The organism is Vreelandella sp. 162(4c), assembly GCF_058152265.1.
The window spans coordinates 2,876,491-2,893,444 of record NZ_CM176981.1 but is presented as its reverse complement, the minus strand read 5'-3'; the positions used below and the strand labels follow the sequence as shown (position 1 = coordinate 2,893,444).

17 protein-coding genes are annotated in these 16,954 nt (G+C 54.9%); 13 read left to right on the top strand and 4 right to left on the bottom strand.

What is annotated here, in order from left to right; genetic code table 11:
• Nucleotides 1-30: 30 nt before the first annotated feature.
• On the bottom strand, nt 31-741 hold the full coding sequence (gene trhA / locus AC4EYZ_RS13380; RefSeq protein WP_474192051.1) for a PAQR family membrane homeostasis protein TrhA: 711 nt from the start codon (nt 739-741) through the stop codon (nt 31-33).
• Nucleotides 742-777: 36 nt separating this feature from the next.
• The gene (gene ribA / locus AC4EYZ_RS13375) at nt 778-1,413 is read right to left on the bottom strand and encodes a GTP cyclohydrolase II (protein ID WP_009286177.1); all 636 of its coding nucleotides are present in this window, start codon (nt 1,411-1,413) and stop codon (nt 778-780) included.
• 276 nt (nt 1,414-1,689) lie between these two features.
• Here ribA and hemE point away from each other — a divergent pair, with 276 nt between their 5' ends.
• The 7 genes from hemE (at nt 1,690) to AC4EYZ_RS13340 (ending at nt 8,676) form a co-directional block, all read left to right on the top strand.
• Nucleotides 1,690-2,802: a uroporphyrinogen decarboxylase gene (hemE, locus tag AC4EYZ_RS13370; protein WP_035539256.1), complete on the top strand. Its 1,113-nt coding sequence runs from the start codon at nt 1,690-1,692 to the stop codon at nt 2,800-2,802.
• Entirely contained in the window at nt 2,802-3,668 is an 867-nt protein-coding gene (gene speE / locus AC4EYZ_RS13365) for a polyamine aminopropyltransferase (RefSeq protein WP_141440376.1), read from the top strand. The genes hemE and speE overlap by 1 nt, the downstream gene beginning before the upstream one ends.
• Nucleotides 3,669-3,937: 269 nt before the next feature.
• On the top strand, nt 3,938-4,963 hold the full coding sequence (locus AC4EYZ_RS13360; RefSeq protein ID WP_009286180.1) for an amino acid ABC transporter substrate-binding protein: 1,026 nt from the start codon (nt 3,938-3,940) through the stop codon (nt 4,961-4,963).
• A 101-nt stretch (nt 4,964-5,064) separates the two neighbouring features.
• Complete coding sequence (locus AC4EYZ_RS13355; protein ID WP_022521314.1) at nt 5,065-6,255, top strand: amino acid ABC transporter permease; 1,191 nt, start codon at nt 5,065-5,067, stop codon at nt 6,253-6,255.
• Between the two features lie 15 nt (nt 6,256-6,270).
• Entirely contained in the window at nt 6,271-7,371 is a 1,101-nt protein-coding gene (locus AC4EYZ_RS13350) for an amino acid ABC transporter permease (RefSeq protein WP_009286182.1), read from the top strand.
• A 36-nt stretch (nt 7,372-7,407) separates the two neighbouring features.
• A complete protein-coding gene (locus AC4EYZ_RS13345; protein WP_022521313.1) occupies nt 7,408-8,184 on the top strand; it encodes an amino acid ABC transporter ATP-binding protein in 777 nt (258 codons plus the stop codon).
• Between the two features lie 99 nt (nt 8,185-8,283).
• Nucleotides 8,284-8,676: a RidA family protein gene (locus tag AC4EYZ_RS13340; protein WP_022521312.1), complete on the top strand. Its 393-nt coding sequence runs from the start codon at nt 8,284-8,286 to the stop codon at nt 8,674-8,676.
• Nucleotides 8,677-8,695: 19 nt separating this feature from the next.
• On the opposite strand, the gene AC4EYZ_RS13335 is transcribed toward AC4EYZ_RS13340, so the two are convergent.
• The gene (locus AC4EYZ_RS13335) at nt 8,696-10,159 is read right to left on the bottom strand and encodes a sensor domain-containing diguanylate cyclase (RefSeq protein ID WP_027957938.1); all 1,464 of its coding nucleotides are present in this window, start codon (nt 10,157-10,159) and stop codon (nt 8,696-8,698) included.
• Nucleotides 10,160-10,209: 50 nt separating this feature from the next.
• Nucleotides 10,210-10,809: a histidine phosphatase family protein gene (locus AC4EYZ_RS13330; protein WP_474191710.1), complete on the bottom strand. Its 600-nt coding sequence runs from the start codon at nt 10,807-10,809 to the stop codon at nt 10,210-10,212.
• Between the two features lie 173 nt (nt 10,810-10,982).
• Between AC4EYZ_RS13330 and phnD the strand changes: the two genes are divergently transcribed.
• The 6 genes from phnD to AC4EYZ_RS13300 all read left to right on the top strand — a co-directional run bounded on the left by phnD (nt 10,983) and on the right by AC4EYZ_RS13300 (nt 16,949).
• Nucleotides 10,983-11,975 (top strand): phosphate/phosphite/phosphonate ABC transporter substrate-binding protein, encoded by a 993-nt coding sequence (phnD, locus tag AC4EYZ_RS13325; RefSeq protein ID WP_022521309.1) that lies wholly within the window; start codon nt 10,983-10,985, stop codon nt 11,973-11,975.
• A 56-nt stretch (nt 11,976-12,031) separates the two neighbouring features.
• Entirely contained in the window at nt 12,032-12,829 is a 798-nt protein-coding gene (gene phnC / locus AC4EYZ_RS13320) for a phosphonate ABC transporter ATP-binding protein (RefSeq protein ID WP_022521308.1), read from the top strand.
• Nucleotides 12,816-13,628 (top strand): phosphonate ABC transporter, permease protein PhnE, encoded by an 813-nt coding sequence (phnE, locus tag AC4EYZ_RS13315; RefSeq protein ID WP_022521307.1) that lies wholly within the window; start codon nt 12,816-12,818, stop codon nt 13,626-13,628. The genes phnC and phnE (AC4EYZ_RS13315) overlap by 14 nt, the downstream gene beginning before the upstream one ends.
• Entirely contained in the window at nt 13,622-14,431 is an 810-nt protein-coding gene (gene phnE / locus AC4EYZ_RS13310) for a phosphonate ABC transporter, permease protein PhnE (protein ID WP_022521306.1), read from the top strand. Before phnE (AC4EYZ_RS13315) ends, phnE (AC4EYZ_RS13310) begins: the two co-directional genes overlap by 7 nt.
• Nucleotides 14,432-14,523: 92 nt before the next feature.
• Nucleotides 14,524-14,952: a host attachment protein gene (locus tag AC4EYZ_RS13305; RefSeq protein ID WP_022521305.1), complete on the top strand. Its 429-nt coding sequence runs from the start codon at nt 14,524-14,526 to the stop codon at nt 14,950-14,952.
• Between the two features lie 125 nt (nt 14,953-15,077).
• Nucleotides 15,078-16,949 carry a methyl-accepting chemotaxis protein gene (locus AC4EYZ_RS13300; protein WP_474191709.1) on the top strand — a complete coding sequence of 624 codons (1,872 nt, stop codon included), beginning with the start codon at nt 15,078-15,080 and terminating at the stop codon, nt 16,947-16,949.
• Nucleotides 16,950-16,954: the final 5 nt, after the last annotated feature.

Sequence of the window (16,954 nt, the reverse complement as noted above, 5' to 3'; positions counted from 1 at the left end):
GGCAATGGTTCGAAGTCGAGCGATTAACCATTAAGCAGCTGAAACGTGCGGTAGAACGGCGCTATAAACGGCAAAGTAGTGACAGATGCTGCCAGCCACTACAAACAGATGCCAAATCGCATGGTTGTAGGGGATCGCACGCACGGCGTAGAAGATCACCCCTAGCGTGTAGGTAATTCCTCCCGCGGCCAGTAGGGCAATGCCGGTCGTTGAAAGACTCGCCGCCATCTCTCCTGATGCCAGCACGATCATCCAGCCCATGAGCAGATAAATCGCCACACGTAATATCGAAAAACGTTGAGGCCATAGCAGTATGCAGGCAATGCCCACCAACGCCAGCGACCACACGGCGGCAAACAAAACCCAGCCTGTAGTGCCGCGCATATTGACGAGTAAAAAGGGCGTGTAAGTACCTGCGATGAGTAAATAAATCGCGCAGTGATCGAGTAACTGAAAGCGCTGCTTCCAGCGCCGATGAGGGATGCCGTGGTAAAGGGTAGAGGCGGTATAAAGCAGGACTAGCGTGGTGCCGTACAGGCTCAGGCTGACAATTTTCCACGGGTCGGCATGGGCGGCGTAACTCGCCGCAACCAACAGTACTACCATTCCCACCAAACTGAGCAAAGCACCGATACCGTGGGTGATGCTGTTCAGGTACTCTTCGACAACGCTGAATTCGCCCTGCTCTTCGGGAGGCTTTTCACGCTGCTGCTTGTACTGCCCCTTACTGACGGCGTTCATCCTGGAGCGCTCCTGGCATGCCATCCCCCACTCATATCACCCCTTGCGCTCAATATCCACATCGCTGGCGTGAGTGAAGTCATCCAGGGCCATCATATGGCCAAGCTTGCCCGCTTTGGTTGAGAGATACTGCTCGTTATGAGGGTTCAGGCCGGTGGTGATCGACAAACGTTCGACGACATTCACGCCGTCGCGGGTGAGGGCATCCACCTTGCGCGGATTGTTGGTCATGAGCCTTAACGCTGTGATGCCCAAATGGTTAAGCATCGGCACGCACAGATCATAGCGGCGCATGTCGGCGCCAAAACCGAGCTGCTCATTGGCCTCGACCGTATCAGCACCTTGATCTTGCAGGTGGTAGGCACGAATTTTGTTTAACAGGCCTATTCCCCGCCCCTCTTGGCGTAGGTAAAACAGCACGCCGCGGCCCTCTTCAGCGATGCGTTTTAGCGCTTCCTGGAGCTGATAGCCACAGTCGCAGCGCATGGAGAAGAGTGCGTCACCGGTCAAACATTCGGAGTGCACCCGCCCCAACACCGGCTCGCCGCCGGTCACATCACCCAACGTTAAGGCGATATGATCCTTGCCGGTAGCCTCATCTTCGAAGCCATGCATAGTAAACGTTGCCCAGGGCGTGGGCAGCCGGGAAGCGGCAATGAAGCGAATGGTCACAGGTTACCTCGCTGATTGACCAAACCAGTTAACCACACCAGTGTTGGCAAAGTGGGTCAGTATTCTAACAGGAAGCGGCGCCCGCCTCACGCTGACAAGGCGACTAAATAATGGAGAAAAATTGGCCGGGTGCGACGATTTTTGCCATCGAGTACGCCGCCCTAACACCTATCTTCAAGTACAATTGCCCTCATACGATCCCCAAAACGGTTTCAAGTACGCTCCCAAGTACGGTTTCCAATACGATGCGGGCAAATTTCCTAAGAGCAAGTGTCTATGACCACTACACCTTTGCAAAATGATCGCTTTCTTCGCGCACTAGCGCGCCAGCCCGTCGACCGCACCCCGGTGTGGATGATGCGTCAAGCGGGCCGCTACCTGCCGGAATACCGCGCCAGCCGGGCCGATGCGGGCAGTTTTATGGATCTGTGCCGCAACCATGACCTTGCCTGCGAAGTCACCCTGCAGCCCCTGGAGCGTTATCCGCTCGATGCGGCCATTCTGTTTTCAGATATCTTAACCATTCCCGATGCAATGGGCTTGGGGCTCTATTTTGAAACCGGCGAAGGCCCAAAATTCCGCAAAACCGTGCGTACACAGGAAGAAGTCGCCGCGCTAAGCGTGCCCGACGCCGAGCGCGACCTGGATTACGTGATGCGTGCGGTGTCGACCATTCGTCGTGAGCTGAACGGCCGCATGCCGCTGATCGGCTTCTCAGGCAGCCCCTGGACGCTGGCGACTTACATGGTGGAGGGCGGCTCCAGCAAGGACTTCCGCCATCTGAAAACCATGCTTTACGATACCCCGGATACCATGCACCAGTTGCTGGATACGCTGGCGCATGCGGTAACTGACTACCTGAACGCCCAAATTCGCGCGGGCGCCCAAGCGGTGCAGATTTTTGATACCTGGGGCGGCGCACTTTCTACCCCTGCGTACCTTGAGTTCTCGCTGCGCTACATGGAGCAGATCGTTTCGGGACTGATCCGCGAGCACGACGGTCGCCGCGTACCGGTGATTCTCTTCACCAAAAACGGCGGCCAGTGGCTTGAGCATATCGCCTGCGCCGGTGCCGATGCATTGGGGATCGACTGGTCTACCGAGCTTTCCGATGCCCGTGCCCGGGTTGGTCACAAAGTGGCGCTACAGGGCAATCTTGATCCCAACGTTTTGTTTGCCCGCCCCTCGGCTATCCGCGCTGAAGTAGCCCGCGTGCTGGAAAGCTACGGCCATGGCCCTGGTCACGTGTTTAACCTGGGCCATGGAATCAGCCAGTTTACCAACCCCGACAACGTCACTGCCTTTATGGAGGCACTGCACGAATTGAGCCCGCAGTATCACCGCGATATTCCAACGCACACAAATGCACAGCACTCAGGAGCCAATTGATGAGCGATTTACGCGACGACCAATGGTTTACCGAAGTCTTTGATAGCCACGGCAGCGCTTTCTCACTGAAGATCTCTGAAAAACTGCTGGATGTACAGAGCCAATACCAGCACCTAGAGGTCTACGCCACCGAGACCTACGGCAACCTAATGGTGCTGGACGGCTGCGTGATGCTGACTGATCGCGATAACTTCCTCTACCATGAGATGATTGCGCATCCGGCGCTGTTTACTCACCAAGAACCCAAGCGTGTAGTGATTATCGGCGGCGGCGACTGCGGCACCTTAAAAGAAGTTCTCCGCCACCCAGGTGTGGAGAAAGTGACCCAAATTGATATCGACGAAGAAGTGACTAAAGCGTCTGAGCGTTTCTTCCCGTCGTTGGTAGCGTCGAATAACGACCCCCGTGCTGAACTGCTGTTCGCCGACGGCGTCAAGTGGGTGGACGATGCACCTGATGAGAGCATCGATGTGCTGATTATCGACTCCACCGACCCGGTTGGGCCCGCTGAAGGGCTGTTTAAAACCGATTTTCTCAAGCGCTGCCACCGTATTTTGAAAAGCGGCGGCGTAATGGTGCAGCAGAGCGAATCACCGCTTTACCACAGTGGCTCGATCATCCGAGAGCTGCGCAACGACATGTTGAAAGCCGGTTTTGACAGCGTTGCCACGCTGCCCTTCCCGCAGCCGGTTTATCCTTCAGGCTGGTGGAGCGTAACATTGGCGGGTAAAGCCACCGACGTGAATACGTTCCGCGAGCAGGCAGCCACCAACCACGACTTGCCGCTTGAATACTATAGCGTTGACGCCCATCGAGGTGCGCTCGCCCTTCCGCCATTTATGCGCAAGGCATTCGCAGCCGAGTAAACCACGCCTAATACCTGCCTTCGTGTTACCGCCCACCTCAGCTTGCCCTATTACGGTGCAATGCGAGGAGGGCGGTAACCTTTTTTGCACCTAGACCTTCGTCTCGAATTCGTTGAGTAGCGTTGAAAAGCGCTGAATTAACGCCTGTACCCTTGTTGGCATCTTCCTTGCTAGGTTTAGTGACATGCTACGGCATGCATAACTATTTCAACTACTGGTTTCATTAACTGATTTCAGTAGCTGATTCCAATAACTTCGAGGGAAACTAGATGTTCAATAAAAAACACTTAGCGCTTCTGGCGTCCGCTGGCTCACTTAGCCTGGCGGGAATGGCAACTGCTCAAGCCGACACCCTGGAAGATACCATTGAGCGTGGCGCCGTTCAGTGTGGTGTGAGCGATGGTTTGCCGGGCTTCTCAGCTCCGGACGACGACGGTAACTGGCAAGGTATCGACGTTGATGTATGCCGCGCTGTAGCGGCAGCGGTACTCGGCGACTCAGAAGCCGTCAACTATATTTCACTCAACGCCGTAGAGCGCTTCACCGCCCTGCAATCAGGTGAAGTCGACGTTCTATCACGTAATACCACCTGGACGACTACCCGCGATACTACTCTGGGCCTGAACTTCACCGGGGTTACTTTTTACGACGGCCAGGGCTTCATGGTATCCCGTGACCTGGGTATTACCGGTGCTGATGAACTCGACGGCGCCTCCATCTGCATTCAGTCTGGCACCACTACCGAGCTGAACCTGGCTGACTACTTCCGTGCTAACGACATGGAATTCAACCCGATCGTATTTGATACCTCTGAGCAAACCGTGGGTGGCTATCAGGCCGGCCGCTGTGACGTGCTAACCTCCGATACCTCTCAGCTAGCGGCGCTACGTATTCAGCTAGACGATCCTTCAGCCTCGATGATCCTGTCTGACGTTATCTCCAAAGAGCCACTAGGCCCTGTGGTTCGTCAGGGTGACGATCTTTGGTTCAACATTGTGAAATGGTCGCTGTTCGCCATGATTAACGCCGAAGAGTACGGCGTCACCAGTGAAAACGCTGAAGAAATGCTTAACTCTGAAGACCCCAACATCGCTCGCTTGCTAGGCCAAGACGGCAACTACGGTGAAGGCATGAACCTAGAAGCAGATTGGGCCTACAACATTATTAGCCAAGTGGGTAACTACGCTGAAAGCTTCGACCGCAACGTGGGCATGGGCTCGCCGCTGGAAATTGAGCGCGGTGTTAACGCCCTGTGGACCGACGGTGGTTTCCAGTACGCTCCCCCGATTCGCTAAGCGTCTCGCTTGACCCCGGCCCGCCGCCCTCTTCACAGGTATCTGTTTAAAGGTCGTGGCGGGCCATTTGATTGACCTTCCGTGTAGCGGAGACGCCATCCATGTCTGTAAGACCTAACGTTCGCCCCGCTGGCCACAAGCCGCCGTTTTGGCGAGACCGCGCTAAGCGCGCACTTATTTTTCAGCTTATATTGGTCGCCGTTGTCGCGGCTTTCCTGATCTATATTATCGGCAATACCCAAGCCAACCTGAATGCTCGCGGCATTACCACTGGCTTTGGCTTCCTGGGCAACACAGCCGGCTTTGGTATTGGTCAAAGCTTAATCGAGTACTCCTCCCAAAGTACCTACGGCCGCACTTTTGTGATTGGCTTGCTCAATACGCTGCTAGTCGGTGGATTGGGGGTGTTAGCTGCCTCGATTATTGGTTTTATCGTCGGTATCGCGCGGCTATCGCCCAACTGGTTGATCGCTCGGCTAGCCAATGCGTATATCGAAACGTTTCGTAATATCCCCCTGCTGCTGCAAATTTTCTTCTGGTACTTTGCTGTACTGCGGACGTTACCCAGCGCTAGAGAGAGCATGGCCTTTGGTGAAGCCATTTTCCTGAACGTACGCGGGCTGTACCTGCCTCAGCCTCTGTTCGAGTCAGGATTTGGTCTTATCCCAGCCACCTTCGTGGTAGCCATTATTGCTAGCATCGCACTGGTCATGTGGAACAAGCGCCGTCACGAAGCCACCGGCAAGCGCCTGCCGGTTTTCTGGATGTCGCTGGTGATTATCTTTGGCCTACCGCTGCTGGTATTGGTCGCTACCGGTGTACCGGTGACCTGGGAGATGCCGGTACTGCGCGGCTTTAACTTCGGCGGTGGTATTACCATTATCCCTGAATTTTTGGCCCTGTGGCTGGCGCTGTCTATCTATACCGCGTCCTTCATTGCGGAGATTGTGCGCTCGGGCATCCAAGCCATCCCCCATGGCCAAACGGAAGCCGCCCAGGCATTGAGCTTGCCGCGCAAGCTAGTGCTGCGCCTAATCATCATTCCCCAGGCTATGCGCGTCATTATTCCGCCACTCACCAGCCAATACCTCAACCTGATTAAAAACTCGTCACTGGCCACCGCCATCGGCTACCCCGACCTGGTATCGGTTTTTGCCGGCACCACGCTCAACCAGACCGGTCAGGCAATCGAAGTCATTGCCATGACCATGGCGGTTTATCTGATCATCAGCTTGCTGGTGTCCATGTTCATGAACTGGTTCAACGCTCGCGTTGCGCTGGTCGAACGCTAGGCCGGAGGCGACCCCATGATTCACAATAAAGAAACCATACCTCAGCGCCCGGCTCCTAAAGGCACCATTGGGCCGGTTGCCTGGCTACGAGGCAATCTGTTCAACGGCCCTATCAATAGCATCTTCACGCTACTGGGCCTGTACGTGCTCTATCTACTCGTGGTGCCAACGGTTCAGTGGGCATTTATTGATGCCAACTGGGTGGGCGACAGCCGCGAAGACTGCACACGCGTGGGCGCCTGCTGGGTATTCGTTAACGCACGCTTTTCCCAGTTTATGTACGGCCTCTACCCGAGTGAGGAGTATTGGCGCGCCAACATCGTGTTTGCCATGTTCGCGGGCATTATTGCCTGGATGGTCATTCCGCGCCTGCCGTTTAAGCGCTGGATGACACTGTTTGCGCTGCTGATCTTCCCGGTGATCGCCTACGTACTGCTACACGGCGGCTACTTTGATCTACCGCGTGTCTCCACCCACCGCTGGGGCGGTTTGATGCTGACGCTGCTACTGGCTAGCGTGGGGATGATTGGCGCACTGCCTATTGGCATTGTATTAGCCCTTGGGCGACGCTCGAACATGCCCATCGTCAAAACCTTCTGCGTGATTTTTATCGAGTTTTGGCGCGGTGTGCCGCTAATCACCATTCTGTTTATGGCCTCGGTGATGCTGCCGCTGTTCCTGCCGTCTGAACTTAACGTGGATCGCCTTATACGTGCGCTAATCGGCCTGACGCTGTTCCAAAGTGCCTATATGGCCGAGGTTATTCGCGGTGGTTTGCAGGCGATTCCCAAAGGGCAAGATGAGGCCGCCGCGGCACTGGGGATGACGTATTGGAAGCGCATGGGGCTAATCGTGATGCCTCAGGCACTGAAAATGATGATTCCTGGCATCGTCAATACGTTTATCTCACTGTTTAAAGACACCACCCTGGTCATGATCATCGGGCTGTTTGACCTGTTGGGCATTGTGCAAGCGGCGCTTTCCGACTCGCGCTGGCTGGGCTTCTCGGTAGAGGGCTATGTATTTGCCGCGTTCGTGTTCTGGATATTCTGTTTCAGCATGTCGCGCTACAGCCAGTACTTGGAGCGCAAGCTAAACACCGGCCATAAGCACTGACGCCGCATCTCATTACGTTTTAAGTAGGATTTCAACATGACACAAGCAGCCACCAACACCTCTGACACCAGTGCTTCTGACCTGATGGTCGAGATGCATAACGTTAACAAGTGGTACGGCGATTTTCACGTACTGCGGGATATCTACCTTGAGGTAAAACGCGGCGAACGTATCGTGGTTTGCGGCCCTTCAGGTTCGGGTAAATCAACGCTGATTCGTTGTATTAACCACCTTGAAGAGCACCAAAAAGGTGAAATTGTGGTGGGCGGTCTACCGCTGACCCAAGACGTTAAGCGCATTGAGCAGATTCGTCGTAGTGTCGGCATGGTGTTTCAGCACTTCAATTTGTTCCCGCATTTATCAGTGCTGGAAAACTGCTGTATTGCGCCAATGTGGGTACAAAAGAAGCCGCGCAAAGAGGCTGAAGCGCTAGCCATGGAGTACCTAGAACGGGTGCGCATTGCCGAGCAGGCAACTAAGTACCCGGGGCAACTCTCGGGCGGTCAGCAGCAGCGTGTAGCGATTGCCCGCTCGCTGTGCATGCACCCCGACGTGATGCTGTTTGACGAGCCCACCTCCGCCCTCGACCCCGAGATGATCAAAGAGGTGCTGGACGTTATGGTGGAACTGGCGGAAGAGGGCATGACCATGATCTGCGTGACCCACGAAATGGGCTTCGCCAAAACCGTCGCCGACCGGGTGATCTTTATGGATCAGGGGCAAATCATTGAAGAGAACGCGCCAGAGCCGTTCTTCAACAACCCGCAGTCTGAACGTACCCAGCTGTTCTTAAGCCAGATTCTGGGGCATTAATACACAGCCCCAGCGACAAAGCAGCTGTGGATAAGTTCGTCATCATGGGCCTCACTTGAGGCCCATGATGTTTTAAAAACATTAAAAAAGGATAAAAACATGATTGAAAAGCTGTTTATCGACCGCGCCCCGCAACCGATTGCGCCTTTTTCCCACGCCTGCCGCGTAGGTGATCTGGTCTTTATCACTGGCCAGATGCCGACGGTGCCAGAGACCAACGAGATGCTTTTGGGCACCTTCACCGAACAGACTCATCGGGTAATGCAGAACCTGGCGATTGTGCTGGAAGAAGTCGGAAGTGCCTTCGAATATGTGGTGCAGTCCCGGGTGTTCATTACCAATATGGGCCACTTCGACGAAGTGAATAAGGTCTACGCCAGTTACTTTCCCCAGCCTCTACCCACCCGCACCTGTATCGGGGTAACCGGCCTGGCTGGCGGCGCTGATGTGGAAGTCGATATGATTGCCTGGATTCCACCGTCGCAGCAATAAACCTCATCAGTCGTCGTCATCACGGCTGCCAGTGAGCCACAACGCGATTTCGCCCCGCCTCTTTGGCGGCATAGAGCGCTTGGTCGGCCTGGGCAACGGCTACTGCCTGACTGTGGTCTAAATCACTGGTGAGCGCCAGAGGTGCAATCCCCACGCTGACGGTGAGTGTCACCATCATCGGCGCTTGCGAATCACCCGCCGTCAGGTAAAACGGCTGCTGGGCTACTCGTTGGCGAATACGCTCACCCAGCTGGACTACCTGTTGGTGCGATAAATCACCCGCCGTAACAGCAAACTCTTCACCGCCGAACCTTGCCAGACAATCCTCGGGCCGCAGGGCCTCGTGTACTCGCTTTGCCATCTCCACCAGCAGCGTATCCCCCGCGGGGTGACCGTAGCGATCATTGATATGTTTGAAGTAATCAATATCAATCATCAGCAAATAATAGGCTGCCGCTTCAGCTTGCTCATTGAGTTGTGCTAAGTGATTAGCCAAGCCACGTCGGTTGCGTGTGCCGGTCAAGGCGTCAAACTCCGCCGCCGCCCAGGCCTGCTCTTCGCTTTTTTTACGTTGACTAATATCGATGACTAGGCCGCCGATACGCGCTAAATAGCCATCATCGGAGTAGTAGCTTTCCATCACCAGCTCATGCCAACGCCATTGCCCGGATGCGACCCTGAGCTGAACATCAATGCGGCATTGGGTTTGCAGCCGCTGTTGGCACTCGCGGATCAAACCAAACACCCGTAAGCGGTCAGTGGGCATGGCGTGAGCCAGTAAGCGGCGCAATGGGAGCCTTGCATAATCACCAGGATAACCCAGCGAAAGCAGCAACGCCGAAGAGCACCAGGTTGCGCCACTGCGAGTATTAATCTCCCAGGTGCCGCAGGCGGCGACCTGCTGCAGCAGATCAACCTGCCGCTGCCTGCGGGTAAGCTGCTGACGATAAATAGCCGAAGCGATCAGTTCAGCGCCGATCACTAGCGCCTGCAACCCCGCTCCCTCCCAGTCAACTTCACGCTCACAGTCATCGAAGCCCAAAGTGCCCCACCACTGACCATCCACCATAATCGGAACGGTCACCATCGATAAAATCGACTGGCTTTCCAAATTGTCGCGCAGCGACCCCAAATCCACCTGCGAGGTAATACAGGTGTGCGAGTCACCACGCTCCCGACGATTGACCATTTCCTCATACTCGGGATCGTCGATCAGCGTGGTAAAAAAGCGAAAGCGTTTTTGCGTTCGCTCACGATAGTGCGATGAAGATGCCCACTCAAAAACAAAATCCTGCAAGACACCGTTTGGGTTGCGCTCTATGGTTTGAAATATCCACACCCGATTGACACCCGACGCTTCCCCTAGCGCCGCCAATAGCTGATCGACGCCCTCACTCCAAAAGTGCGCGTCGATGAGCGCGCGGCTGCCCACAGCAAGGGCATTCAGCAGGCTCGGCGCATCCGGCGAAAAAGGAGCAGGCATAGCAGGTTCTCTTTACTTTTCTTAGAGACTACCACACAGCTTTTAGTGGATTACACGCCATGCCCATAAAGAGTAATGCTAGCGGGTGCTAACGGGGTTTGCTCACGGTGGGACGTCAGCGGTTTCCCGGCCAGGGCAGTCAGCAGAATTTGCAGCGGATCACCGTGACTGACGAGCAGAATGACTTCCCCGCTTACCTGTTGTTCCCAATCACCGATCACCGCCTGCATACGGCTCGCCACCCGGCTCAACGCTTCTACTCCATGGTGCTGGTGTTCAGCATCCTCGGCATCTAACGCCCATACACTGGGATAGTGCTCGTCCCCCAACCCCTCTAGTTCGCCAAAATTTCGTTCCCGCAAGCGCGTATCCACGCTGGGTACCAACTCGAACCTGGCCGCCACATGGGCAGCGGTTTGGGTGGTACGCAAAAAGTCTGAATGCACCACGCGGGTCGGCACAGGCCACTGCCAGTCGGCAACGAGCTGGGCAAGCTGTTGCTCACCATGCTCGGAGAGACCAAAGTTTTCCACCCCGCGCCCCGGCGAGCTGACAATCACCCTCTGTTGATTAGCCAGACTATGGCCGTGGCGCATGAATAAATAGCGGTTGCGCCAATGGTCGGAGAGCGGCTGTAAAGTATTTGACATAAGTTTGTCACAAACCCTAGATTGAAGGTGTCTACTTTCGAAAATAACCATCCTTGACGCGGAATGTCCACTTACGAAACAGTTTCCGCTTTCAATAGTGGCAAAACGCAGCCAAGGAAATACAGCCTGACCCATAGCAAGAACACAACAATAACGCACAAACGAGGCTCACCATGACAACTTCGCTCTTCCGCCAGCGCCCGCTTGCGATACTTATCGCTACATCCCTACTACCGCTCACCCTGCTCTCTACCCATGCCTTCGCGGAGTGCGAACGTGGCGCCCTGGATACCATCTATTGTGATGAAGATGGCGATATGGTGGCGGATCGCCCTGCCGATGAGGCTGAGTGGGTCAATCCAGACACGCTGATTTTTGCTTATACCCCCGTGGAGGATCCGGCTATCTATTCGGATATCTGGCAGCCGTTTATCGATCACTTGGCCGAGGTTACCGAACGGGATGTGCGTTTCTTCGCCGTACAGTCAAACGCTGCCCAAGTTGAAGCCATGCGCAGCGGTCGGCTGCATATCGCTGGCTTCTCCACTGGCCCTACGCCGTTTGCGGTGAATTTGGCCGGTGCCGTGCCGTTTGCCTTGATGGGCTCTGATGACGGCCAATTCGGTTACACCCTGCAGTTATTTACTCATGTTGACTCTGATATCCATGAGGTTGAGGATCTCAAAGGCAAACGCGTTGCCCATACCTCACCCACCTCAAACTCGGGCAATTTAGCCCCTCGTGCGCTGCTGCCGGAACTCGGCATCACCCCCGATGAGGATTACGAAGTGGTCTATTCGGGTAGCCACGACCAATCCATGCTGGGCGTGGTGGCCAAGGATTACGACGCGGCCCCCGTGGCCTCAGAAGTCGTCGAGCGGATGGCAGCACGCGGTCTTTACGATGAAGAAGACGTGCGCCTGATCTACGAATCCGACCGTTTCCCCACTACCTCCTATAACTACGCGCACAACTTGCATCCCGACCTGGTCGAGAAAATAGAGGAAGCCTTTTTTAGCTTTGATTTTGTCGGCACCGAACTTGGTGAAGAGTTTGAGGGCGTCGAGAAATTCATACCCATCAACTACCAAGACAACTGGCAGGTAATTCGTACCATCCAAGCGGCCAATAACGTGAGCTATACGCCAGAAAACCTGGAAGAGTAAACGTAGCGCACCGCCGCCGGCGGTGCGGTTATTGTCTCGACGATGGAAGCGGACACATGCTGGAAATTACCAATCTGGTCAAACGTTATGGCCACGATGAAGCCGTGCTGAAAGGGCTTGACCTCAAGGTAGAGGGAAACAGCGTTGTTTCTATCGTAGGCGCCTCGGGTGCGGGCAAAAGCACCATGCTGAGATGTATCAATCGTCTGGTCGAACCAACCTCCGGCTCTATCAAACTCAACGGCAATGAGCTGGTGAACCTGAAAGGCGCCGAGCTGCGCCGTGCTCGCCGCAAGATCGGCATGGTGTTCCAAGGCTTTAACCTACTGGATCGCTTGACCGTGATGGAGAACGTGTTGGCCGGGCGGTTGGGTTATGTGAATCTCTATCAAGCGATATCGCGCCGCTACCCTCAGGCAGATATTGAGCGTGCGTTTGTGCTAATGGAGCGGGTGGGAATCGCTCATTACGCCAACAAGCGCGCTGATGAGCTATCCGGTGGCGAGCGCCAGCGGGTAGGCGTCGTGCGAGCCCTGATGCAGGAGCCTGATGTTCTGCTGGCGGACGAACCAACTGCCTCGCTGGATCCACGCACCTCCGAGCAAATCATGATACTGCTGCAAAGCCTGGCCAGTGAGCTCTCGCTGCCAGTACTCATCAATATTCACAACGTCGCACAGGCCAAAACCTATACCGAGCGGATTGTGGGCCTACGCCACGGCAAGATGATCTTTGATGGGTTGCCTGCCGATTTCAACAAAGACGCGTTAGACGCCATCTACGGTGGCATTGAAGCGCCGGACGATGCGATTACTGATACGCCAGCGGAGGAACCCTCACATGACTCCGCCTGAGGCCCCTTCAACGGCGCCCCGCACCTGGCGAAAGCCGCCGTTCATTGCCAACCCGTTGCTACGCTATGGGTTAATCGTGGTTGCCGTGGTTTATCTGGTCTGGGCGTTCGGCTCGCTGCCGTTCAACTGGGCGCGGATCTCTGAAGGGTTGCCCCGCGCGGCACGCATATTTAGCGGCGGCTTCCCACCCAGCCTAGAGCGCTACGAGCTGCTGCTGACAGGCTTTAAAGAGAGCTTTCAAATCGCCATTCTGGCGACGCTATTGGGGGTTTTACTCTCTATTCCCTTTGCCGTGATGGCGGCACGTAATATCGCCCCAATGCCTATCTATGTGATTGGCCGGTCGGTGATTATCGTATCGCGCAGCTTTCATCCGGTAATTGTTGCCATCCTGTTTGTCGCTGCCGTTGGATTTGGCCCACTCGCAGGTATTCTGACTCTGACACTCTACTCCATCGGCTTTGTGGGCAAGTTGCTCGCCGAAGAGATCGAGGAGATTGATTGGGGCCAAGTAGAGGCGATGAAAGCCGCCGGCGCAGGCTATGTGGCCATTCTGTTTTATGCGGTCTTTCCGCAAATTCTGCCACGCCAGGTAGGGCTATCCATGTACCAATTGGATAGTAACTTGCGCGCATCAGCGGTGGTCGGAATCGTTGGGGCAGGCGGCATTGGCGGCACCCTGATGAATGCCTTTGGGCGTTACGACTACGATTTCGCCTTTGCGATTCTGCTCATTATCATCGCGGTCATTTTGCTCAGTGAAGGTGTCAGCGGCTGGGTAAGGAAAAAAATATGGTAGATCACGCACAGCAGCTTGCCGATCGTATTTGGCAACGCTATGACCGCAAACAGCGCCTGATTCGTTACGCCGTTCTGCTAGCTACCTTGATGTTAGTGGTTTGGGCGGTGCGCGATATTGATATTTTCTGGCCCTGGGTGTGGGATGCGCCCAACCAAATCTCCGGGCTTGGCGCACGCATGTGGCCACCCAGTGCGGCGGGGCTCAATGGCATTATCGCAGCGCTGATCGAGACCGTGCATATCGCTACGCTGGCTACCTTTCTGACGATTTTCCTGGCGCTCCCGGTGGCCTACATCGCCGCCCAGAATACTACCCCCAACCGCGCCTGTTTGTGGTTTGGTCGCTTCATTCTGGTCTCAAGCCGTTCGGTGAACACCATCATCTGGGCGCTGCTGTTCGTGGCCATTTTTGGCCCTGGGGTATTAGCGGGTATACTCGCCATCATGTTTCGCTCGATTGGCTTTATCGGCAAGCTGATGGGCGAAGCAATAGAGGAGATTGACCGGCGCCCCGTAGAGGCCATGGAAGCCACCGGGGCCTCCAAGGCCAAAGTGGTCGCCTATGCAATCGTGCCTCAGGTCATGCCCGCGTTTTTTGCCATCGTCATCCTCCGCTGGGATATCAATATCCGCGAATCGACGGTACTTGGGTTGGTGGGCGCCGGGGGTATCGGCGTTATCCTCCAGGGCGCAATTGACACCTTTGCCTGGCCTACCGTGGCGACCATTTTGATTGCCATTATTGTGCTGGTACTGATTGGTGAAGCCGTCACCAGCTTGCTGCGTAGCAAGGTGCTGTAACCCACGTTGCTTAAGCCGAGGCAAGCGTTTGACCTAACGCCAAACGCTTGCCATGGTTAGATGACCATCAACGACATGGAGTATGCACAGCGATGACAACCTATATCGTGGTAGCCGACGCCGCTCGCGCACGCATTTTTACCCGAGATGCCTTAACGTTGGCAGAGCAAGAAAGCATGGTTCACGCTGAAGGACGTCTACACGAAGGTGACTTGGTCACCGACGGTCGAGGCGATGTGCATGAGTCGATGTCCACTACCTCTCGCTCGGCTGGCGAAGAGGGAACGGCTACTAAGCACGAAAACGAGTTGTTTGCGAAAGAGGTCGCTCAGCGACTTTATAGTGCTCGAGTAGGCAACAGTATGAAGAAGCTCATTATGGTGGCGCCACCTAAATTTTTAGGGCTTTTACGCGATAAACTCGATGCCCCTACCCAAAAGCTGGTGATTCATTCCCTATCAAAAGATCTAAGTAAAGCTTCAATGGCCGATATTCAACAAGCAGTTAGTGATTTACGCTAGTAATATCCAAAACTTAAAGACCATGTAAGACTAAAGAAAGGGTCGCTCTCGCCGATAGCCTAGAAGACATTATAAACGGTACCTCCCCCTGAGTACTGACATGCACTTCTACGTCGAGAGCGACCATGCTATCTACCCTCCGAGCACGCATCCTATTGGCTGCATTAGTGGCGATTACCCTCGCTCTGGTGATTAACGGCATTGCCAGTTACACCACCGTAAAGCACCATAATAGCCAGCAAATAACGCGCAATCTTAGCGCCGTGGTTAACGGTAATACGCAAGCTATCAACGAGTGGTTTAACGCACGCTATACCATGCTTTCCAGCATGGATGATGCAGCCAATAGCGATGACCCACTTGCCGCACTTCAACAACTGGCTGGCTCAGGCAGCTTTATGACAGCCTACATTGCTTATCCTTCCACACCAGACGCTATTTTTTCCGATGGATGGCAGCCCCCCAGCGATTACGACCCGCGTCAGCGGCCCTGGTACCAAGGCGCAGCCGAAGCGCAAGAGACCATTATTACGGCACCTTACACGGATGCCCAAACGGGGGGCTTAATCGTTACCTTTGCACGCCCTTTCTACCGTAATGGGCAGCTGGCTGCAGTCATTGGTGCGGATATTACTATCGAGGATGTGATCGAAATTGTTACCGGCATTGCCCCTACGCCGTCCAGTTTCGGCTTTTTAACCACTGAAGACGGCACCCTGATCGCACATCCTGACGCTGACATGACGCTCGAACCTTCCACACGTTTGAGCGATGAACTGACCAACACCCGGCTTAGCGAAATCGCCCAAGCCGATGAACCCCAATCGCTTTCACTGCAAAACAGCGATACGTTGCTAATGGGCAATAACGTGGGTGGTAGCAGTGGCTGGCAGTTGATTGTGGCACTGGACGAACACGAGGCAACAGCGGGCCTGCGCGCCATCGCCACTACATCGATAGTCACGCTGCTGATTGTGGCCGCAATCACGGCAGTGGTCTTCGGTTTGCTGCTTTCTCTGCTGCTACGCCGCTTGCTGGGAGTTCGTAATGCGATGGATGATATCGCATCGGGAGAGGGCGATTTAACCCGACGCTTGCCCGAAGAGGGTAATGATGAAGTCACTCAAATTGCCAAGGCCTTCAACCGTTTCGTAGGTAAAATGGAGGCCGTATTAATTGATGTACGCACCAGCAGTGAATCTGTTCACCACGCGGCCAATGAGATCGCCATGGGTGGTCAGGACTTATCCCGTCGCACCGATAACGCTGCCGCTAGCCTGCAGCAGACCTCTGCATCGATCGAGGAAATCACCAGCACGGTTCAACACACGGCTGCATCCGCAAAAGAAGCCAACAAGCTCTCCCAAACCGCCTCAGAGGTAGCCAACGAAGGTGGGAAGGTTGTAGCAAATGTGGTGACCACCATGGAAGACATTACCCACGCTTCGGATAAGATCGGTGAGATTGTCACCTTGATGAACAGCATTTCATTCCAGACCAACCTGCTGGCGCTTAACGCGTCGGTGGAAGCTGCCCGCGCTGGCGAGCATGGCCGTGGTTTTGCCGTGGTGGCCGACGAAGTACGCAAGCTGGCTGGGCGTAGCAGTGATGCCGCCAACGATATTCAAAAGCTGATTGAGGACTCTCAAACCAAGGTTAACAATGGCACCACTTTAGTGCGTAATGCGGGATCTACCATGCAAGACATCGTCGCGCATATTACCCGCGTTACCGATGTTTTGGAGGAGATCAATGCGGCCACCAGCGAGCAAAGCGATGGCATCAATCAGGTCAACATTGCCGTCGCAGAACTGGATCGCATGACTCAGGAAAACGCGGCCATGGTGGAAGAGTCCACGACCGCCGCCGAGCAGCTAAAAGAACAGGCCGATCATCTGGCAGGCACTATCAGTAGTTTTAAGCTGTCTCACGCCGCGGCACCTGCCCTGCAAGTGCAGTACCAAGCACATGACAACCGCCGCCATCACATTACTTAAGGGGT